This window comes from Corynebacterium kroppenstedtii, assembly GCF_016894245.1.
Classification (GTDB): domain Bacteria; phylum Actinomycetota; class Actinomycetes; order Mycobacteriales; family Mycobacteriaceae; genus Corynebacterium.
In genome coordinates this window covers 1-20,202 of sequence record NZ_CP069792.1, presented here as the reverse complement: position 1 = coordinate 20,202, position 20,202 = coordinate 1, and the positions used below count along the sequence as shown (strand labels likewise).

The following is a 20,202-nucleotide window of genomic DNA, read 5'->3' as shown; positions in this document are numbered from 1 at the left end:
TGAGTTTGTGGCGGGGTTGAGTGGTGAGGATTTCCGCGCCCATTGGCTCGCCCGGATGCAGTTAGCGAAATCTGTAGGAGGTGAAAAGTAATGTCGCAAATATTTCAGGGCCCAGGGCCTGAAGACGACTTCACCCTGATTCCGAACAGCATCTCAAGATCTACTGAGCTACCCGCGAGGGCCAAGGCCGTTTACATCTTCATGCGGTCACACAGGGACGGGTGGAACATCACTACCACGTCGGTTGCGCACGCTCTGGGGATGAACAAAGACACGGTCGCTAAGGCTATTAATGACCTTATCGAGTCTGGCCATATGCGGCGGATTGAGAAACGTGCTGAAAGTGGGAGGTTTGCAGGTTGGGACTATGAAGTGCTTTCAGGTTACTTCCCCGTGTCCGAGGAATTCGGAAGTGGCGATTTGGCCGGTTCCGGAAAACCCGTATCCGGAAAACCCGCATCCGGAAATTCCGGACGCATAAGAAGACTATATTCCAAGAAAACTAAAGAGATAACTTCGTTATCTCAAGAAGATCATGCTCAAACCTCCGGTTCGAGCGAGCGTGAGTCTCGGTCTGATCGGTTCGATGAATTCTGGGATGCCTACCCACGCAAGGTTGGCAAGAAGAAAGCGCGGGCCAAGTTCGCGGCGGCCGTCAAGGCTGCCGGGGATGCTCAACGCGTCATTGACGGGGCACTGAGGCTCGCGGCTGATCCGAACCTCCCGGATAAGCGGTTCATCCCTCACCCGACCACCTGGCTGGAGCGTGGCGGTTGGGACGATGAGCCGCTTCCAGCCCGGTCATTGCCTAGGCAGGTGCCGCAACGAAAAACCGAAGCTGAGCAGTGGGACGACGTACGCCGTGAGCTGCAACAACAGCGAGAAATGCGCAACCAGGCAACCATCGTTGACGGCGAAGTCCTGGACCAGCAGGAGATCGAGCCATGAACCAAGATCAGGCTGAAGACCTGGCCCTCGACATCCTTGAAAAGGGCCGCTACCTGGCGAAAGACCGGTTTCCCGTCCCTGACGCTCAGACGGTGCAGGCCTGGGCGGAGGTCGTGGCCCGCTACCACCTGCCAGACTGGCTGTGGCTCGAGGCAGTGACGATCTTTTGCACGGAGAAGATCACTCAGCGGATGGTGACCCCGCTGGACATTCTCGAGGCAGCTAGAGCGGCTAAAACACGCTGGGAGCAGTCACCTGAGGGGAGGGCTGCGATAGCGAAAGCTCGGGGAGGGCAACCCACTACACAGGCTGAGATCGAAGCCTACTACAGCAAAACCCCTGGTCAACGCGAGGAAACGCCGCGTGAGTATCAGCAGAGAGTCCACCCGCGAGTAGCTCGGATGATCGCTGAGATGGTCGAGCGTCGGACGAATTCCCCGCCCTATCGGGCTGAGCCGGGCCATTGGTGGAGCCCTAAGAAGCTCTAAAACGCGCTCATTGGCCCCTCAGGGCCACGAACATGCCCCCGCTGGTGTAGTTGCCTACCCGCGGGGGTTCAAACGTCTTAAAACCCTATTTTCTCGAAAGGAGTGCCCCACAATGGCACAAACACCTATCCACACCACGATTGTCGGCCGCCTCGTAGCCGACCCAGAACTTCGCTACACCAACGACGGCAAACCCGTCGCCAGCTTCACTATTGCCAGCTCACAGCGGGTCTACAACAAACAAACCGGCCAGTGGGAAGACGGTGAAGCAACCTTCCTGGGGTGCACGGCCTGGTCGAAACTGGCTGAGGGGGTGGCCACGTTGCGCAAGGGGCAGCGGATTGTCGCCACTGGTGTGCTCAGGCAGCGCAGGTGGGAGTCACAGGATGGTCAGAAGCGGTCGAAGATGGAGCTGTCGGCCGATGATGTTGGAACAAGTGTTCTATTCGCGGGCGACAAGAACGGGGGTAGCACTAAGCAGCCCCGAAACCAACAGCAAAGGGGCGGAAACGGGAACGGCTGGAACAACAGCACCCCCGACAATGACGCCTGGAACGCAGGCAGCTTTGGCCAGCCAGAGAACCCACCTTATTAAAGAACGCCACTTTCACCAAAGGAGAGAAACCTCATGGGCACAATCCGCATACCCTACAACCGGCCACCCATCACCACAGCACGCCCCACCCCAGAGCAACAACAATTCGTCACCAACATGGGCCGAATGCTCGAAGGCCACATCCGGAAATGGCAACGCGAACACCACGCCAACCCCGCCACCGTCGCACTCCACTACCAACCCAAAACCCACAACCCCGACGACAAGGAAAGACTCGCCCTCACCCACAAACTCCTCGGCCTCGTCATCAGGGCACAATTCCCCCAAGCCACCCTCAAACCCCCAGTACTCCACGACCCACGGCCCTCAAACCGGCCCGTCTGGCTCGACATCCAACCCACCCAAAACCAGTACAGACCAATGCCACCAAGGCCACTACTCGGCCCGGCCGACGTGCCCGGCAAAATCCACACGCTCGGAATGGAACGCGGAATCCCCTGGGCCGTCGCCCTCGGAACCGCCAGCTACTGCGGATATATCCAAGTACCAGACGACCACCCGTGGATAAACCCTGAACTGTACCCCGATGAGGCAGACATTCCCGCCCGCGTTCATGGCGGAATCACCTACCACCACGGACTCATTCTGGGATTCGACACCGCCCACACCTACGACGCACCTCACCCGCACGCCCGCGCCTACCAACAGCTCAAGGCGGTATACGACGAAATCTGCACGAGGGATAACCGGGAACAGCAAACACCGTGGACGCCGGGCGAAGTCGTCGATGAAACTGTGCGTTTCGCCCGGAAAGCAGAGCACGCCTACCAGCAGGAATACCAAACCAAAGCAGCGTAAGGAGACGACACAATGACACCGGACGACTACCCGCCAGACTACCGGCACACACCACCGGTCAACCCGCCGCCCCGACGAAACAACTCATGAACTAGCGCTGCCACACTAGCCACAATCATAATGACGACAAGCCCAAGAATCGTATAAAACGTCACCGATCGAAACTTATGCGCCTGAGCAAGTCTCTTTGTTCTAATTCATCGAAGTTCTGCTCAATAGCCTGAGCCCCAGGATTAAGAGGGCGATCAGTAGCAATGCCCTCAACCGGGGAATCATTGAAATCTGCCACAACTAATCCTGCTTTACTAACCGCTCATGACGCTTGTGCACAGCCGGTACCGACACCCCGAACATACGAGCCGTACTGATTGGCCCCTCCGACTGGTAGCACTCCTTAAACTGATCAGGGGGCATAAGCAACGCCCCGGCAAACTCATCAGCAAAAAACTCGTGCAAGTCGTAGTCACCTGGTTTGCGGTAATCAACAAAGGAAAACTCGAAATCGCCAGCCACCGCAGTCCGATCAACAAAGTGCCCAATCTCATGCGCGAGAGTGAACTTCCTGCGCACCTGCGAATCTTGCTCATTGATGAGAATGCGAGGTGACGACTGCGATCCGCGCATGATGATCATGCCCGACACGTCATCTTGCAGGGGGCCAACATCGACACGGATATCCAGGCTATGGGCGATCGCGACTAAAGAATCCCATCCGAGGGGTTGCCCCGTGGGGTTAAGGCTGGCCGCCTCACGTCGCGCACGGTGATACAGAAGCTCGCCGCCCATTCGTTGCTCACCACCATCTTTATGCAGGCTCTTTCTGTCTCACGATTTTAGCTGAAAGACGCCCTGTCGCCATGAACTTTGTAGAAAGGAACCATCCCATGTCGCGTAACAGACAATCCGCCAAACAAGCCGGGCGATCATTCGAAACCCTCATCGCCACCTACCTAGCCCAAGAGCTCGACAGTGACTACATCGAACGACGCAGGCTCACCGGCGCCAACGACCGAGGAGACATCACCGGAGTACGCGACAGCCGCGGACAACGCCTCGTACTCGAACTCAAAAACTACGGAGGCCGGATAACACCCGGCCCGTGGGTCGAAGAGGCGCACATCGAAATGGGCAACGATTCAGCAGTTGCCGGAGTGGTTGTTGCCAAGCGCAAGGGCACCACCAACCCCGGCGCCCAATACGTCCTCATGACCGTGAATGATCTGGTCGCTTTGATTCGCGGCGACCGACCAGACAACGACCTATAACCACGCTGAACCCCACGAGATGCTGGCCTCCACACTCTCACCCACCCACTCAGCATTCGGGCGATCACCGCATGCTGCCCCGGACACAACGAAAACCAGGTCGTCGAAGCCCTCCGCGACCTCGAACTAGCCGGACAAGCACACGAAACCCCACGAGGATGGACATGCGCAGAGAAACGCTAGGGAGTGTCCCTACAGATCGTTATACTTAATCCAGACAGTAAATATGAGCGTTCTAACTCGTTAGGTGGTGAAGACGGATGGAGAGGTCGCGGCTCGACCACCTTGCACACGTCCTCGAACTCACCAGAACAAAACTCAACTTGACCCAGCCAGAACGAGTCGCCGAACTCATCACCACAGGGGACGCCACACAGGTAATAGCCGACCACGGGGATTATCTCCCATTCCCCAGCGAAACGAATAGCTTTGAACAATGCCGAGCAGATATAGCTGACTGGGACAGACGCGGCTTCAACATAGCCAGCATCCTCGAACCGGACTACCCCCACCTACTGCGAGAAGTCCACGAATCCCCAGCCCTGATCTACTGGACGGGAGACAACAAACCAAACGACATCGGCATTAGCATCGTCGGTTCAAGACACCCTACCGACGCTCAGGCACGCGCAGCCTACGACGTCGCACGCCAGCTATCCGAACACGGCATCACAGTCGTATCCGGCCTAGCACAAGGAATCGACGCCGCCGCCCACAGTGGTGCACTCGAAGTTGGTGGCCGCACAGTGGCTGTTATGGGCACCGGACTCGCACACACCTACCCTAAAGCCCACCAAGAACTGCGGAAAACTATCGAAACTCATGGGGGCCAAATTATCACCCAATTCGAACCCGACACCCCCGGAGCCCCATTCCGATTCCCCATGCGCAACGCCGTCATGTCAGGATTTAGCGTGGCAACACTAGTGATGGCAGCCACCGAAAAATCCGGAACCAGACACCAGGCCAAGGCCGCAGTAGGCCACGGTCACCCCGTCATCTTCCCCGCCGGTATCGCCAAGACCATATCCTGGGCAAAGGAAATGGTGGACAGGGGAGAAGCTGAAGTCGCCACAAGCGCACACGAGGCTGTACACATTGCCCTGGCCTGCATCCAGCGTCGTCGCGACAGCCTCAGCCTATTCGCATGACCGCGTTCTACCAGCAAGTTACCCGGTTTCTTGACGGGGAAGCCTATATCTACCCAGCCACAGCGACTAAAGACGCATGCGTCTACTGTCGCGGTAGCAAAACAAACGCCTCTTTTCCCACCTGTTTCACCTGCGACCAGCGGAACATGAAAGCCAGTCGCCCCGACCGGCTCGGCTTCGGCATCTACGCAGTGAACATGAAGCAATCAGGCCGCGTGATGAGAGACTACAAAAAGTCCGCGACAGCAACCATGCCGGGATCGTTCGATATGGCCAAGCAGATTGTCACGTGTCTTGCTTACCTAGGCATAATCCGCGCTCTCGAACGTGACCAATTCGATGCCGTCACTTATGTTCCCTCACTGAGTAGTCGGACAGGCCCCCACCCACTACAAATAGTGCTGAAGAGAGCATTGGAAAAAATCCAAGACGCACCACCACTGACTGATGCCCTACAGCCCTCCGACCTAAACGGCATGGAAGAACAATGGAAAAGGAGTATCCGACCAGAAAACTTTAATTGCTGCCATCAGCTGACTGGCCAACGAATACTTCTCATTGATGACACGTGGGCATCGGGCGGACATATGCTCTCCGCAGTCGGTGCTCTACGGCAGGGAGGAGTGCAGCATGTGACGGCAACTGCGTTGGCCCGCTGGCTCAAGGACGGCTTTGGAACAACCCCCACGATTCTTGAAACGATGCGCCGACAGAAGCCATCATTCTCGAACTACCAGTTCTTTTAAGAAAGCTCTGGAGCCTATCGCGGCTCCAGGCGACAACGCTCCGGTAACCGGCTCGTCGTACCGTCATCATATCACTGGTTGCGGCAAGACCAAAAGTCTTTTTAAAACAATTAATCTAGCCCGCCCACCGCAAGGGGCCTCTTATATATCCATAGCAACCGACACGAATGGAAAAACACAGAAGGTTAGACATGAACTCTTACCTGATTGACTACCACCGGCCAACCGGAAAAGTCACCTGCACCCACTACCCAAGCTCTACCGAAGCCACCGGGAAACCGGGGCAGTAGGAATCCCCGCCCTTTAAGGCAGGGAGGATGCCAAAAGAGAGCAAGACGTCTTAGTTATCACCACAGCGGTAGTAGGAGAAGATCGATAATGAAGGTAACCATCGACGCCTTAGCCGGCGCTGCCTATATTGAACTCAATGACGCCCCTGTAGCCCGAACGAAGGAACTGAGCGAGACTGTCCTGGTTGACTTAGATGAGTACAACGTCGCAGTAGGGATTGAATTGCTCAGCCCCGCAACAGCACCCCGAGCGCGTGAAATTACACAATCATGCCACGTCAGTACAGAGTGTGCTCATCGTCTCGATCAAGTGCTTGATACAGTACGGGAGTTACGAATAACAGGAGGTCAGCCCACGAAACCCCACGCGGGTGGAAAACCACGACTATCTCTAAGAAAATAAAATCCACAATAAAACAAGTGAAGTCACAACCGAGAGATATAAAACCTTGAGCTTCCTAAAAGACAAGCCATCCTGGTCAAACAATGAAATACACAAGATGAGGAAAGCGCTCCGAGAAGGAAGGAACTACGACAAAAAGCTATTCGCCCAATTCATGCTCCAACAAACGAGACTGATCAAAGCAATAGAACCCATCATCAAAGATGAATTAGTATCATCCATCCTCGTTGAAGCGAGGGGTAATGAAGAAGTCGAACCCAACTCCAACCGCTACCGATACTCGAGCAGGTTGAAAACGTATCAGACGCTAATCGAAAAACTAAGGAGGATGGATACCACCCCCATTGACCGGATCCAGGACATAGCTGGGCTACGTATAGACTTCGACGGCACCCTCGAGATGCAAGACACAGTTGCCCGACGGCTCGAAGGAGCTATGAAAGTATCTGGAGCGAAAAAGACCAGGATCCTTGATATGCGCTCCGAGCCCCACAATGGCTACCGAGCGGTCCACATCCACGTAGATTTCCCCGCAGGCAAAGCAGAAATCCAGATTCGCACACCACTCCAGGCCATTTGGGCAAACGCCTACGAAACCGCAGCCGACATCTTCGGCAGAGCAATCCGGTACCAAGGAGGGTGTGAGTGCCTTGACAAAAGAGAGCGGGAAATCGTTTATACCCTCCACAACGTGTCGGATAGGATCTGCCACGTCGAGTTGTCTCAACAAGAGGTCCGTAGCCGTCACCGAAAAGACAACAAACCGGGTGCTATAGCCCCACCAGTGACAGAAAACAACCGAAAAATAGAGCAAGTGTATGCCATCATCGGTGATATACTTAAGGCCCTTAGAGAGACTCGAAACAATCTCGAATCGTCGCTACCCTCACCAGATGAGCAGAAAGGTTAGCTAATGCCAGGTTTTCTCATCGAATACCACCGCAAACGTGGCAACGTAAAGGTTGAGAGGTTTGCCTCCCTGATCGAGGCAGTAGAGGAACGACTGCGACGAGACCAAAAAAACTCCGACGAGGATCTTGAAATCGTGACAGTAGCCAGCCAGAGCCGCGAGCAGTTAGAAAAATCGCACTCCCGTTATTTTCTCTCTGCCTAGCCAACTTTGTCTGAGTCCGTGCTCCTGCTCAGCCATGAGCAACACCTAACCCCACCTCCGAAAACAAAGGAAGTGGGGTTTTGCCATATCTAACAGGGGCAATGAGCATAGACCCTGCCAAGGAAACGGCAACGAACATCACGATCAATCGGAGAACCACCAGGGAACTCCACCAATCCCACACGGATGGAAAACCACCAAAAACTAGCAAGCAAGGAAACCATATGAGCGGTGGATAATGGTTGACCCGCCCCACTGACCACTCTACAATCTGCCTTGTAGAGATCGTTTCGTAAGCGACTCCACATCGCCGTAACCCCCTGGCCCCGCCGAGGGGGTTTACGTGCATCTACGGCCAAATGCGACAACGCCGATGGCGCAGACTATGCATGTTTTCCCCGTTCCGGTCGGGGTGGGTGTGTGCAAATACCCTTACGGGTGCGCAGATTTTCCTTAAGAAATTCGGCTCAACAACTCTTTTACGCGCTTGGTAATATCGTCGCGGATTTCGCGTACGACCTCTGTGGGTTCCCCCGACGGATCAGCGACCTCCCAGTCTTCATAGTGGGTTCCGGGGAAAATTGGGCATGATTCGCCACATCCCATCCTGATCACCCAATCGGCCATCTTCACTTTCGCCGGATCCAGTTTTTCTGGCTGCGCAAACGGCTCTAACGCAATTTCGGCGAGGGCGTCGCGTACCTCGGGGTGTACTTCCTCGGCCGGTTCGGTGCCTGCGCTCATGATGGTCACGTCAGATGTTGCTAGTTCTTGCGCAATGGCAGCTGCCATTTGTGAGCGACCAGCGTTTTGTCTGCAGGCGAAAAGGATTTTGGTCACGGCGGCTTCCTTTCGGCGTGTGGTTTGTTGAGGCACGTGTTTAGCGACAACGTCAAGGAATTGAGTATCAAATTCCGAGGCGATCGAATAGTAGGCCCACTTACCCTGCTGTTCACGGCCTAATATGCCAGCATTTACCAGCTTGGTGAGATGGTGCGAAATGGTTGACCGGCTGATATTAAAAACCTCGGGAAATGAACATGCGCACACCGGGTTCGGTGAACAGCGGTATATGAACAGAGCCACTTGCAGCCGCGTGACATCACTAAGTGCCGCAAAAATACTCGCCGCGTCCCGACACCGTCCTTCGTCGGCAACTGCAGGTGCGGGGCAGCAATTCGGAGCATGTTGGCTGGTCATGCAAGAACCCTATCATGTTTCGATAAACATCGAAACGTGATAGAGTTCGAGTCAGTACGACAACCATCGAAATGTAAGGAGTTAATTGTGCGTCAAATCGATGTCTATGAACCGGCCCTGTGCTGTTCTTCCGGGCTCTGCGGAACCGACGTAGACCAAGCTCTCGTTGATTTCAATGCGGCGCTGACCACTCTGGAAAAGGAGGGCATTACCGTGACCAGGCATAATCTGGCGTCTGCCCCTACTGATTTTGCGACGTGCGAGCCAGTTCGCGCATATGTCGAGGTGGCGGGTACAGACGGCCTGCCAGTTACTGTGGTCGATGGCACTATCGTTGCTACTGGTTCTTACCCACAAGTTGATCAGCTCCGTCAATTCGCCGGGGTATCCCCGGAGGAAAAGACCACTTTGCCCGTCGTTGATTCTGGCTGCTGTGGCGAAAGTGGGTGCTGCTAATGCCCCTTCCTGAACTGAGCACCAAGTTTGCGTTTTTCACTGGTAAAGGTGGAGTCGGAAAGACCACGGTTGCTTGCTCTCTAGCCACCCGTGCGGCAGGTGAAGGTAAACGAGTGCTGCTAGTGTCAACTGATCCAGCCTCGAACATTGGGCAGGTATTCGGCCGTGAGATCGGATCGGGCGGAGCAGAGCTAACCGACCTTGTGCCCGGCGCTAGCAGCTTTGATGCGGTAGAGATTGACCCGGAAGCAGAAGCGGAGCGGTATCGCGAATCTATCCTGGGTCCGGTTCGTGGCTTGCTGCCACCCGAGGTGCTAGCAACAACCGAAGAAACCTTGTCCGGTTCCTGCACCGTTGAAGTCGCTAGCTTTAATCGATTCGTCGATTATCTAACTAACGAAGACATTACTAGCCGCTATGACCACATCATTTTCGATACCGCTCCGACCGGACACACTCTGCGGTTACTGTCCTTGCCTGGCGATTGGTCAAGTTTCATTGATAAAGGCGCGGGCGATGCCTCGTGTTTGGGGCCGATGTCGGGGCTGGAGAAGAATCGGCAAACCTATCACGAGGCGGTCGCCGCTCTGTCTGACCCGGCACAAACTTCACTGGTTCTGGTGGCCAGAGCTCAAATCTCGACTCTGCAGGAAGCTAACCGTTCCACCGGTGAACTACTTGAGATGGGAATCAAACCGGCACTGTTGGTGATCAACGGCATCCTGCCAGTAAGCGCCGCTACTGATCAGCTGTCGGAGTCAATTTATGCCAGGGAGCAGGCATTACTTGATGGCCTTGCCACAAATCCTGAGCTGAGCGCGATCAATAGTATTCCAACGGTACGGCTCGAGTTGAAGGCTAACCCGGTGATGGGGGTAGACGGCCTATTACACCTGGGCGAGCCTGACGGTAATGAAAGTTCGAACGCGGGTCCCGCCCTAGAGCCGGGCTTGACGCGGTCCGTTTCAAATTCGCACGTTGATTTATCCAATCTGGTGGATGAGCTAGCACAGGGGAAACCGAAACTCGTCTTGTGCATGGGCAAAGGTGGGGTTGGCAAAACCACCGTGGCGCAAATGCTGGCATTGGAGCTCGCTAAGCGCGGCAAGCCGGTACATCTGTCCACCACGGACCCTGCGAATCACCTCGATGGTTCCCTCGAAGACAGCGTCAAAGGTTTGACGGTGTCATCTATCGATCCTGACGCGGTGACGGCTAGCTACCGAGAAGAAGTACTCGCCAGCAAAGGCGCTTCTCTCGATGCCGACGGGTACGCACAGTTGGAGGAAGACCTGCGCTCCCCGTGCACAGAAGAAGTGGCCGTTTTCAACGCATTTTCTGAAGTCGTATCAACGGCCGAAAACCAGTGGGTTGTCCTCGACACCGCCCCCACTGGGCACACCCTGCTGTTACTGGACGCCACTGGGTCCTACCACCGCGAACTCATGCGTCAATCCGGACGTGACGATTCTGCGACCACGCTCCAACACCTGCAAAATACGGAAGTGACCCGGCCAATCCTCGTAACACTGCCAGAAACCACGCCAATGCTCGAGGCACAGTCGCTCGCAGCCGACCTATCGCGAGCAGGTATCGAGCCGTGGGCATGGGTAATCAACCAGTCGCTCCCAGCAACCGAGACGTCATCACCGTTCCTGCTACGAAGAGCCAATGCGCAACAGGAGGTAATTAATTCGGTCGTTAATCAGGCAGGGGTAGAAGTGGTTCAACTACCCGTCATACCCGACTAAGAACTATGCAAATATCGATTTACCGAAGTTAAAACGATGACGCCGTGGTGGGAATAGTCGTCGCTAAACGACGTGGCACCACCAACCCCGGCGCCCAATACGTGTTGATGACCCTCAACGACCTCGTCGCCTTGATCCGCGGCGACCGCCCCGACAACGACCTATAGAAAGAACACACCGCAATGGCCTGACATACAGCTCACACCGAAAGACTCTCCGACAGGATGCGATGCTCAACTCAACGAACGACGCCGCCCATCACATCCTGATCAAATTTCCTCAGCATGTTCCAAATCTCCCATCTACTCAAACGGAACAAAACCAGGGCACGCCAATCACACCAGCACCGTACAACACCACCACCAGCACCTTGAACCATAGTTCCTGTCATGAGGCTGCTCCGGTTGTAATGTTTAAGAATTGCTATATCCTTATTAAAGGATCGAGCAAGCATCATCGCATTCTGATCCCATTGAGCTCCCCATCAAGGAGCGCCCCTCACAAATGAACCAGCAGGAAAGCATTCATGTCTATATCCAGCATAAGTGCCCGGATGCTGGGAGCTGCACTACTCATCGCAGCCCCACTGGCTACAGTCGGTACACCCGTCGCACAGGCCATCCCAGATATGCCTCAAGGCTACCCAATCACAAACCTGTACAAGAGTTGTACTCCGGAATCAGCACACACTGATCACTACCCTGAATGGCACTATGGGGAAACCGGTCGTCGCTACCTCGGTGATGGAAACATCCAATTCACCAACAAAACAGACAAAACAGTTCCTTACACCGCCTCAATCGAAACAGGAACTAATCACAAGATTGACGCGAATTCCAAGGCCTCTCTCCCCTCCGGGTGGAACACTACCGCCAAATCCGACATTGGATTAAAGGAATCCAACGGGTGGCTAGACAACGAAACCTTCGGGCCCATCAACCTAGGACCGGGAGAATCCGTCCGCATTGAATACGGCGTCGTCGAAAAAGACTTCATCGCTATGTACGTCACCTGCCAAGACGGCGTCCTTACCAATGCCGAAGGCGCCAACGTTATTCGCGGTACCGGCCCCGCCGAACGCTACGCATACGCGTACATCATCAAAGCTGATGGCACCGTCTCAGACCTTGCGATGGATATTCCAACCCGCAACCCAGGGGCAAACAGTAAGCCCAGTGGAAACACCTACAACAGCCACTCAGGGCCGAGCCTGGAAAAAGTTGCAGACCCCAAGCGCGACGAAATTATCGAACCCACACAGGAACCACAGCATGATTCGTCCTGGCCTACGCTAGGTCAAACATGCAACAACAGAGACAAAACCTGGTACCCCTATCACATCACAGCAACAAAACCAGATTTTGCAAAACCAGGCTATTCAAACGACTTCCTGAATTGGTCAGATTCCGAGTACACGTACACACCACAGACAGACTACGTGGTTGGCGCAGAATACAACGGCTACTCTAACTGGAAAAACGTAAGAAACCACCTGCCCAACGGTTGGTTGGAATCTATCGGAGTGATTGAGCGCGCATACATGCCAGTGGGCACTCCTCTAAAACCCGTTCACCTAGCCCCCGGTGAAAAAGTCCGCGTGGAATACGGAACGACCATGACGCGAGTGAATTACCAAGAAATCCATTGCGGAAAAGACGGAAAATACTCCTTGCTCTCCCACTATCCTCAGGCGTCAGCACCCAGTGGATTCTGGGCACAGGCAAAAATCACATCCAAGGACGGATCAACCAGAACTGAAGACATCACACCAGACCAGTGGCGTACATTGCCCGTACCCACCCAATCATCTAACTAATCACACCCATGACAGGAGACACCATGAAAAACATCATCCGCACCATTACAACAGCAGCAGCAGGAACCGCAGCAGCAGCCTCACTTTTCGTTGCACCAGCCGCACACGCACTGCCACCCCGTGACCAAGGAACAGCAAATCCGACGACCATCGGAGATCATTGCACTAACCCAGGCGATACCGGACAAACCATCGCTATCAAACGTAGCTATTTTGACGGGTCCGCCGGAACCTGGACAATATCCAACTACAATGACGAACCGCTACCCGTCACACGCCAAATCACAGAAACCAAGACCAAAACCTGGAATGTGTCTGCTGGCGTTGACTTCCCCATCTTGGATTTAATCCACATGACCTTCTCCACCAGCTACACCGACACGCAAACCTACGAGGTTGGCGAAACCGTGGGACCATACAATATCGCCCCCGGCAAAACTGCCGTCCTTCGTGCTGGCTGGATTGTTTCTGACTTCGAAGGACAGAAGACTATTTGCGGCGCAGACCACACATGGAAGGCAAACGGTGGAAACTTCACCGCTAGCTTACCGAAGGAACGTCACGTGGCCATCAGCACACGCGACAATGACAAGATCGAAGGCTAACCCATATGCGTTACCGTCGAAAAATTGCTGTAACACTGTGCACACTCGCAATCGGCCTGACAACACCAGGCATCTCCACCGCTACGGAGAAATCCTCACCCGGAACATTCGCCGGGGATTTCGAACTGCCACAGCGCTGGAACGATGACTTCAAACCAGGAACGTCATGCGCTACACCGAACAGCAATGGGATCTATCCCATTGCTAAACGCCGCTGGTTTAAACAGACCGATGCCGCCAGCGTCGCCAACCACAACAATCATCCTGTCCCCGTAAAACAACACATCAAGGATGTTCGCACACAGACGGTTGAAACCAGTGTCCAAATAAAAGAGAAAGCTGAACTGCCGAAGTTGATGACCAACACCTTCGGTTTCAACTACGTATACACGGAGCACTGGGCCCTGAAACAAGTCGTAGGCCCGTACAACCTTCCCGCTGGCAAACAAGGCCGGCTGGTCTGGGGATTCCTCATCCTGGACACCACAAACCAGAATGTGACATGCGGGGAAGACCTGACCTGGCACGAAGTAGGAGCCCCATTCGACGCATCCATCCCAGAAAGCCGCTACGCCGAGCTGCGCGTGGATAGTACAATAGAAGAATAAACTGATCCTGATGCGTTGGCCGAAGTGACCAGCCACACCACGGTCTAAGCTACCTAACCAACCATCCACCCATAGGGACCAACCGCACCTGGGCTGGTCCCGCTTCTCCATTGCGAACCAAGAAAGATATCGTAAACCACACCAACACAGCCTTAACCCCTAGACATCACCTCAACGTAGCCCAACTCATGGTCAACGAACGCTAACCTACCAGCGACATCGCTGCCATCATCCGCACCACGAAAACAGAAAAGACCCCTGCAGGCGCCTCGCCCGGCCGCCCACAGGGGCCCCTCTCTCATCACACCCCGAGGAAAGGGGGTGTCCTGTTACTATACCTCTACCCATAAAAACCAACAATAAAACAAATCTGCAGCCCACCCCCAAGACCCGTACACACCACTAACGCCTTAGTCGCCCGGGGGTTGTGTGGTGGTGGGGGTAGGGGGTGGTCCCCTGGGGTTGTGTTAGAGCTGGTTGGCGATGGTTTGTGCCATGCGTTGTTGTCCGGTGTGTGTGGGGTGGGCGATGAGGCTGCCTTCGGGGATTCCGAAGTAGCTTGAGTTGCGTTCGTTAGTTGGGCTGCACCATCCGTCGGGTTGGTTAGGTGGGGTGACGTAGGTGGCGTTGGTGTCTTGGGCGGCGGATTTGACGACGTTGTTGATGTTCGTGACGTATTGTTCGAGGAATGCGCGGTCGTTTTCGGAAAGGAAGCCATCATCTATGCATTGGTAGTCTTTCATTGCTGCGGTGTAGTAGCCGGTGAATACGATTTTTGCGTGTGGTGAGCGTTGTTGAGCGTTGTTGGCGATGTCGACGAGGCGTTGGTGGAGGGTTCGGCCTTCTGGGTCGGGGTTGTTGATTTGTGCGGTGGCTGTCGGTTCTGCTGTGTCTTTGCAGTCGGGTAGTCCGGGTATGTGGATGTGGGGGGCGCATTGTGCGAATACGTCGGCTAGTCCGGCATCGTTGCCGCCGAGGCTGATGGTGATGAGTTTGGTGTCGTTGGTGAGGTGTTCTTTTTGTGGGGTGGGTGCGGTGCCTGGTAGGGCGTGGTTTTGTGGTTGGTCGTATTGGTAGGTGAGTGCCCAGGCGCAGGAGGCGTCGTCGAGGTTGAGGTTGAGTTTTTGGGCGAGTTGGTGGGGGTAGTTGTCTTGGTCTTGGACGCAGGCGGGGTGGGTGCCGGGGACTTGTTGGGCGAGGGTGCCGGTGGAGGCGTAGGAGTCTCCGAGGGCGACGTATTTGTCGCCGGCGTTGATGGTGTCGGCGTGTGCTGGGTGTGTGGGGAGGGGAAGTAGTGACGCTGGTGTGAGGGCGAGGATGGAGGTGGCGGTGATCATTTTTATTGTTTTCATTGTGCCTACTTTATCCTTAAGTACTTAATCGACCTACCAAGCGTTAGTGATTCTGAGCAAAAAGTAAACCTCTGGGGGTGGACTCTCGGGGTGGGTCGGAATTAGGTGATGCCGGGATGAGGTTCAGGTGGGAGGTGGAGGCGTTGTGTTTTCTGCGTCTTTCCTATGCGTGTTTCCCGGGTTGTTTTGCGGGTGTGGCAGGTGCGGCAGAGAACTCGCAGGTTAGTCGGGTGGTGGGTGCCGCCTTGGCTGGTGGGAATGATGTGGTCAACTTCCCGTCCTGGCGCTCCGCAGAGTTGGCAGGTGTAGTGGTCTCGCTGCCGTATGCGTGTGCGGAGATGCCGGGGAGTTTCAGGTTTGTTCGGGTTGTGTGTGTTCATAGGTCGTGTTTGATGGCGGCGGGGGCTGGCCTGTCGGGAACTTCGTCGGGGTGAGCGTGACGCCATTCGGCTATGTGACCGAGGGCAGCATCGTATTTGTTGCTAAGAGTGTTGACTCGTTCACGGAGGGTGTCGACTTGGGTTTGTAGGTTGTTGATCCTTCCGGTGAGTTCATTTTTGGTGCGTTCGGTTTCCTTTTGGATTGCGTCGACGAACGCTTTCCATTCGGGGTAGCGCGTTTGTTCTTTGGCGACTTTTTCTTTGCCATGGGCGTTGGTGATGGCGGCGAACCATGAGGCAAGCCCTGCGATGGCGCTGGAGACTCCTGTGATGAGGAGGGTGGTGAGTGGCCCGTGCATAGTGCCCCCTGTGCGGTTAGTTGGTGTTTTTTCGGATGTGTGGCCGGGGTTAGTGTTCGGGGGCTGGTGTGGGATGGCCGGGTGTTCCGCCTTGGGGTGTGATAGTGGGGCATGGTGGCTGGTAGGCGTCGTTGGTGGGCGTGGTGGGGGTGTAGGTGACAGGCGGTGATGGGGGTGTTTGTGGGGCGTGGAGTGTGTTGTTGTCGCCGGGTTGGGTTTCTGCGTCTTTCGGGCGTCCTGTCGGCCGGTAGTCGGAGTACTCTCCAGTGGAGACGGCTGCGAGTGCGCCGCTGACAGCTGCGGCGATGCCGGCGGCGGTTTGGAACCAGTCGTCGACTTGTCCTGGTGTGGCAATACCGAGGGCGGTGACGGCTAGCCCGATGATCCCTGCAGTGGTGTAGACGACTTGCCGGAGGTACCAGGGGGAGTGGGTGATGCCTCGGTCGAGGTGAAACTCGCCAGGATGAATGTTGTTGATGTGTGGGATGTCGTGCTTAGCCATGGTGTGATCCTCTACGTGGTGTGCGGTCAGGATTGTGATGGCTGCGCTAGGGGGTGGGGTTGGTTAGTTGCCGGTGAACAGGTGCCGGAGTTCGTCGTGGCTTCCGCGGTAGGCGTTGACGTCGACAACACCGGGGTAGCCGGCGGCATAGCAGTTGGAGCCGTATTGGAGGATGTCGGGGGCGTGGTTGCCGAGTGGGTAGTTCCATCGGCGGTCGGTGTCGCCGGGGTAGAGTTGGGCGGCAGTGCCGTAGCCGTTGGATCCGTAGTTGGATACCCAGAGTGCCCCGAGCCCATCCATGGATGGTTCACCGCCGGGCATGTTTTCCCAGTACCAGGCACCCGAGTAGATGCCGGGCACGTGGTAGCCGCGTGATTCGAGTTCACGTTTCGCGGCCCACACATCGTCGCCAGTGAGGAGGAGTTGGTGATTTCTGCTGACGGACTCAACGTCGATCCATACGCCGAGGTCGCGCCGGCCTCCCATTTGTTGGTCGATGACGTCGACTTGTTGGGCGATGGTGCTTCCCTCTGAGGGGGCGCGAAGATACCAGTATGCTGACGTGATCAGTCCTGCGCTTTCCGCGTCTTGAAGATGGGAGCCGAAGACTTTATCTCGGTAGGTGCCGTCGCATAGTCGGATGATGACGAAGTCGTATCCTTCGGCTTGTGCGCGGTGTAGGTACATTCCGTTTTGATGTTCAGAGACATCGAGTCCGTACAGTGGCATAGTTACCTCTTTTCTACTTGTTGATCGAACTTAGGTTCGGTAGCCACGTGTGTAGTGTGGGGATCAGCGCTTCCATCGCTGATCGTCCTGTGGTGTAGTCGTCTTGGCCGAAAAACAATGCGTGCGCCTCATTAACCGCATTTAGCATGGGTCTTCCTACAACCCATGCCCCCGCGGGCGTATCTTCGCTTAGGCACACCCCCATGTGCTCCACCCCCTTGTTTTATACAACATGAAGTCTACTCGTTCGAACTTATATTCTAGCCGATGAGGGTCTTTAGTCGCTTTGTGACCGACGATATGTGCTTTTGGTTATCGTTGAGTTGTTGTAGAGCAGATCGGCGAGCTTTTGCTTCACCAACGGCTAGTTCTATCTCCGGCGGGTGGCCATCTTCACAGGTGATTGTGGCTTCATCAATCCATGTGGATAGCACCATTTCTCGCCATTCGACACCAATTTGGTCACCCACATTCACCTCATAGCCGAGAGAGTATGGGCATCCGTCGGCGATCTTAAACGCTGCCGAGAGCCCACCCTTGCCCTTAGCAAGCGCCTCAAACGCCTGTTGTTCACCTTCTACAGTGAACCCCTCACCCGAGGCGACGAGTTCGCGACGCCGGTACGGGCCTAGATAATGTGCTCGGCGGGTCGCCTGATGGTGGGTAAACGCGAGAAGCTTATCCTCCGTGAGCTTCTCACTGGCTTTCTCCAGCTTGGATTGCATATCGTCTAGCTGCTTATCGTGCCCAGGCCACGCCGTTTTCGCTCCTGCAATAGCGCCGCCTACAAATGAGGCTGTTGCCCGTTTCAAAAGTTGGTTAATCGCACCTGGGCTTTTCCCACCAACGGTGACGTCAGCGTACTTTGAGCGGGTGATGGTGACATCCGAGGTGGCGTAGTCGATGTGGTCTGGTCGGAGCATCACCCAGGGTTTGTAGCCGTCCGGATTGGAGCGGGCGGACATGCCGACAGTCGATACGTTGTCTTCCGGATCCCATTTGCGCTTGATGTTTTTCACGCCCTCACGGATATGGCCGGCGACGGACGAATCGGCTGTTACGGGGACGACATCGATAATGAAGGTGGGTTTCCATAGGCGCGTGTGAGTAGGGAACGGTTGCCGATCCCACGGCATCCATAGAGTGATCGTTAGCCTGAGGCCCGCCGCGTCTAAGGTTTCTTTTGTCAGGTCGGCTAGTGAGTCGAAGCGTGCGGCAAGTACTGTCCAGGGAGTATCAACTGACTTGTGCAAAGGGTTGACCATGATCGGCCAATCTGCATAGTCTCGCCAGGCGATCGGTGACCACGGGTCGGGGTCGGGTAGAAGGTCAAATTGGTAGAGCCTGCGCAGGTTCATGAGGATGAACGTTTTTATCACGCGGAGTGAGTCCCCGGCCCGCACGTCCATATATTTGGGTTGGAGCGATTTGATCGACATCGGGTTGGATTCCATGACAAGATAGTCGGTCATTTCATAGATGGAGGCTCCGCTGATTTCGACGGTGGGATTGACTCGCTGGGCATGGTCGACGATCTTGTCGACGAAGTAGGTGTAGCGGGTGTGCCCGTATTCGACGATGAGGAATTGTTGTATGTCGGTTAGCTTGCGTAAAGCCGAGTTGGGGTCGCCGTCGAAGGCTAATGGTGGTATCAGTAAATCCACCATAGGGTGGTGGGCTGGGACTTCGAGTGCGAAGGTGCCAGCATCGTTGACCTTATCTGAGGCTTTGAGTGAGACGTAGCCGGTGACGATGACCTGTGGGGTTAAGTATTTGTCAGTCAAATAGACGAACGGCGTATGGTCGTCCCGTCGCCTCTGACCAATCGCGGCCATTTGCGTTATTTGATGTTCCTGCATTAGAAATTATCCCCCCTGATTGCGCCCATGGTGAAAGGTAACGGTTTCGCCACAGCACTTGGCAATGGTGGCACTCCACTGCTGTGCCGTCTTTTGGCATGACTGGCCGTGTCCAGGCCACGCCGCGCATGGTGGCCCAGGCTGTATGGTTCGGGTAGCCCTGGTTGTCGGTGACAAGGCCCCCGGTGGCCGGGTCTGTGTAATACGTCAGTCCTGATCGGCCTAAGGCTGGCGGGAGCACGATAAGCCCGTTGCGGTCTTCGGTGAATCGTGCTGCCATGCCACGCCAGCGAACAGTTGGCCATAGTGGAATATCCCCGGTGTTTTCGATGGCTACAATGCCGGTGCCGCTATGTTGGGGGCCGACCAGCAGCCGTCCTTAGCGGTAAGTTCAACCTCCATGGTGGTGCCGTCTATGGCGGTGGTGTCCTCGGGCAGGCCTACCGGTTTTGCAAGATGCACGAAGAGGCACAGTGATGGTTGGCGAGATTCCGTGACGATGAGTTTGGCTGGTTTGAAAAAGTCTAAGCCGTTAAGGAACCGACGGGTGACTGTCTCGACGGTGAGTTCGGGTGTTGTGGTGATCTGCACGGTGAGTGTCGGCTCGATAGGGTCAAGCTCACCGATATCTAGGCTTGGTGACTGGAAACGTGATTGGTGTTTATCCTTTTGGTCACTGATGTTGCCGACGGTGTTACTGATCTTGCCGAGTGTTACCCCCTCGGTGCCCTCATCGTCCCCGGCGAGGTGCCATGTTTGCCCGATA

General features: G+C 55.4%; 27 protein-coding genes. 16 read left to right on the top strand and 11 right to left on the bottom strand.

The features are described 5' to 3' along the window. The first annotated feature begins 90 nt into the window (after positions 1-90). From I6J23_RS00130 to I6J23_RS00115, 4 genes are all read left to right on the top strand, one after another. Positions 91-948 (top strand): helix-turn-helix domain-containing protein, encoded by an 858-nt coding sequence (locus I6J23_RS00130; protein WP_204582053.1) that lies wholly within the window; start codon positions 91-93, stop codon positions 946-948. After that, on the top strand, positions 945-1,436 hold the full coding sequence (locus tag I6J23_RS00125; protein WP_204582052.1) for a hypothetical protein: 492 nt from the start codon (positions 945-947) through the stop codon (positions 1,434-1,436). The genes I6J23_RS00130 and I6J23_RS00125 overlap by 4 nt, the downstream gene beginning before the upstream one ends. A 112-nt stretch (positions 1,437-1,548) precedes the next feature. After that, positions 1,549-2,031: a single-stranded DNA-binding protein gene (gene ssb / locus I6J23_RS00120; RefSeq protein ID WP_204582051.1), complete on the top strand. Its 483-nt coding sequence runs from the start codon at positions 1,549-1,551 to the stop codon at positions 2,029-2,031. A 33-nt stretch (positions 2,032-2,064) separates the two neighbouring features. Next, the gene (locus tag I6J23_RS00115; protein WP_204582050.1) at positions 2,065-2,850 is read left to right on the top strand and encodes a hypothetical protein; all 786 of its coding nucleotides are present in this window, start codon (positions 2,065-2,067) and stop codon (positions 2,848-2,850) included. A 151-nt stretch (positions 2,851-3,001) separates the two neighbouring features. Here I6J23_RS00115 and I6J23_RS00110 read toward each other — a convergent pair whose 3' ends face one another. Both I6J23_RS00110 and I6J23_RS00105 read right to left on the bottom strand, forming a co-directional pair. After that, complete coding sequence (locus I6J23_RS00110) at positions 3,002-3,139, bottom strand: hypothetical protein (protein WP_204582049.1); 138 nt, start codon at positions 3,137-3,139, stop codon at positions 3,002-3,004. Between the two features lie 2 nt (positions 3,140-3,141). Then, entirely contained in the window at positions 3,142-3,636 is a 495-nt protein-coding gene (locus tag I6J23_RS00105) for an ImmA/IrrE family metallo-endopeptidase (RefSeq protein ID WP_204582048.1), read from the bottom strand. Positions 3,637-3,734: 98 nt separating this feature from the next. Here I6J23_RS00105 and I6J23_RS00100 point away from each other — a divergent pair, with 98 nt between their 5' ends. From I6J23_RS00100 to I6J23_RS00075, 6 genes are all read left to right on the top strand, one after another. Continuing rightward, positions 3,735-4,115, top strand: a complete 381-nt coding sequence (locus I6J23_RS00100) for a hypothetical protein (protein WP_204582047.1) — start codon at positions 3,735-3,737, stop codon at positions 4,113-4,115. 260 nt (positions 4,116-4,375) lie between these two features. Next, positions 4,376-5,266, top strand: a complete 891-nt coding sequence (locus I6J23_RS00095) for a DNA-processing protein DprA (protein ID WP_204088068.1) — start codon at positions 4,376-4,378, stop codon at positions 5,264-5,266. A 146-nt stretch (positions 5,267-5,412) separates the two neighbouring features. Beyond that, entirely contained in the window at positions 5,413-6,012 is a 600-nt protein-coding gene (locus I6J23_RS00090) for a phosphoribosyltransferase (RefSeq protein ID WP_204088069.1), read from the top strand. Between the two features lie 378 nt (positions 6,013-6,390). Beyond that, positions 6,391-6,705, top strand: coding sequence for a DUF2283 domain-containing protein (locus tag I6J23_RS00085; protein WP_204582046.1), 315 nt, complete (start codon positions 6,391-6,393; stop codon positions 6,703-6,705). 97 nt (positions 6,706-6,802) lie between these two features. Then, positions 6,803-7,615: a GTP pyrophosphokinase gene (locus I6J23_RS00080; protein ID WP_204582045.1), complete on the top strand. Its 813-nt coding sequence runs from the start codon at positions 6,803-6,805 to the stop codon at positions 7,613-7,615. A 3-nt stretch (positions 7,616-7,618) separates the two neighbouring features. Next, on the top strand, positions 7,619-7,819 hold the full coding sequence (locus I6J23_RS00075; RefSeq protein WP_204088072.1) for a hypothetical protein: 201 nt from the start codon (positions 7,619-7,621) through the stop codon (positions 7,817-7,819). Between the two features lie 453 nt (positions 7,820-8,272). Here I6J23_RS00075 and I6J23_RS00070 read toward each other — a convergent pair whose 3' ends face one another. Continuing rightward, entirely contained in the window at positions 8,273-9,019 is a 747-nt protein-coding gene (locus I6J23_RS00070) for a metalloregulator ArsR/SmtB family transcription factor (protein ID WP_204582044.1), read from the bottom strand. An 87-nt stretch (positions 9,020-9,106) separates the two neighbouring features. Here I6J23_RS00070 and arsD point away from each other — a divergent pair, with 87 nt between their 5' ends. From arsD to I6J23_RS00045, 6 genes are all read left to right on the top strand, one after another. Next, positions 9,107-9,475, top strand: a complete 369-nt coding sequence (gene arsD / locus I6J23_RS00065; RefSeq protein WP_204582043.1) for an arsenite efflux transporter metallochaperone ArsD — start codon at positions 9,107-9,109, stop codon at positions 9,473-9,475. Beyond that, the gene (gene arsA / locus I6J23_RS00060) at positions 9,475-11,226 is read left to right on the top strand and encodes an arsenical pump-driving ATPase (protein ID WP_204582042.1); all 1,752 of its coding nucleotides are present in this window, start codon (positions 9,475-9,477) and stop codon (positions 11,224-11,226) included. Before arsD ends, arsA begins: the two co-directional genes overlap by 1 nt. A gap of 44 nt (positions 11,227-11,270) precedes the next feature. Continuing rightward, the gene (locus tag I6J23_RS10790; RefSeq protein WP_269091350.1) at positions 11,271-11,393 is read left to right on the top strand and encodes a hypothetical protein; all 123 of its coding nucleotides are present in this window, start codon (positions 11,271-11,273) and stop codon (positions 11,391-11,393) included. Between the two features lie 359 nt (positions 11,394-11,752). Beyond that, complete coding sequence (locus I6J23_RS00055) at positions 11,753-13,042, top strand: hypothetical protein (protein WP_012732226.1); 1,290 nt, start codon at positions 11,753-11,755, stop codon at positions 13,040-13,042. A 23-nt stretch (positions 13,043-13,065) separates the two neighbouring features. After that, positions 13,066-13,647, top strand: coding sequence for a hypothetical protein (locus I6J23_RS00050; protein ID WP_204088076.1), 582 nt, complete (start codon positions 13,066-13,068; stop codon positions 13,645-13,647). 5 nt (positions 13,648-13,652) lie between these two features. Next, positions 13,653-14,255 (top strand): hypothetical protein, encoded by a 603-nt coding sequence (locus tag I6J23_RS00045; RefSeq protein WP_204582041.1) that lies wholly within the window; start codon positions 13,653-13,655, stop codon positions 14,253-14,255. Between the two features lie 467 nt (positions 14,256-14,722). On the opposite strand, the gene I6J23_RS00040 is transcribed toward I6J23_RS00045, so the two are convergent. From I6J23_RS00040 to I6J23_RS00005, 8 genes are all read right to left on the bottom strand, one after another. After that, positions 14,723-15,607, bottom strand: coding sequence for an SGNH/GDSL hydrolase family protein (locus I6J23_RS00040; RefSeq protein ID WP_204582040.1), 885 nt, complete (start codon positions 15,605-15,607; stop codon positions 14,723-14,725). A gap of 101 nt (positions 15,608-15,708) precedes the next feature. Then, on the bottom strand, positions 15,709-15,987 hold the full coding sequence (locus I6J23_RS10855; RefSeq protein WP_204582039.1) for an HNH endonuclease: 279 nt from the start codon (positions 15,985-15,987) through the stop codon (positions 15,709-15,711). After that, on the bottom strand, positions 15,984-16,346 hold the full coding sequence (locus I6J23_RS00030; protein ID WP_046202073.1) for a hypothetical protein: 363 nt from the start codon (positions 16,344-16,346) through the stop codon (positions 15,984-15,986). The genes I6J23_RS10855 and I6J23_RS00030 overlap by 4 nt, the downstream gene beginning before the upstream one ends. A gap of 49 nt (positions 16,347-16,395) precedes the next feature. Beyond that, on the bottom strand, positions 16,396-16,848 hold the full coding sequence (locus I6J23_RS00025) for a hypothetical protein (RefSeq protein ID WP_204582038.1): 453 nt from the start codon (positions 16,846-16,848) through the stop codon (positions 16,396-16,398). 63 nt (positions 16,849-16,911) lie between these two features. Continuing rightward, entirely contained in the window at positions 16,912-17,577 is a 666-nt protein-coding gene (locus I6J23_RS00020; RefSeq protein WP_060941997.1) for a glycoside hydrolase family 25 protein, read from the bottom strand. Between the two features lie 260 nt (positions 17,578-17,837). After that, positions 17,838-19,436, bottom strand: coding sequence for a hypothetical protein (locus tag I6J23_RS00015; protein WP_204582037.1), 1,599 nt, complete (start codon positions 19,434-19,436; stop codon positions 17,838-17,840). Continuing rightward, on the bottom strand, positions 19,354-19,716 hold the full coding sequence (locus I6J23_RS00010) for a hypothetical protein (RefSeq protein ID WP_204582036.1): 363 nt from the start codon (positions 19,714-19,716) through the stop codon (positions 19,354-19,356). Before I6J23_RS00010 ends, I6J23_RS00015 begins: the two co-directional genes overlap by 83 nt. Before the next feature lie 53 nt (positions 19,717-19,769). Beyond that, positions 19,770-20,202: hypothetical protein (locus tag I6J23_RS00005; RefSeq protein WP_204582035.1), on the bottom strand; the 433-nt coding region annotated here is incomplete at its 5' end.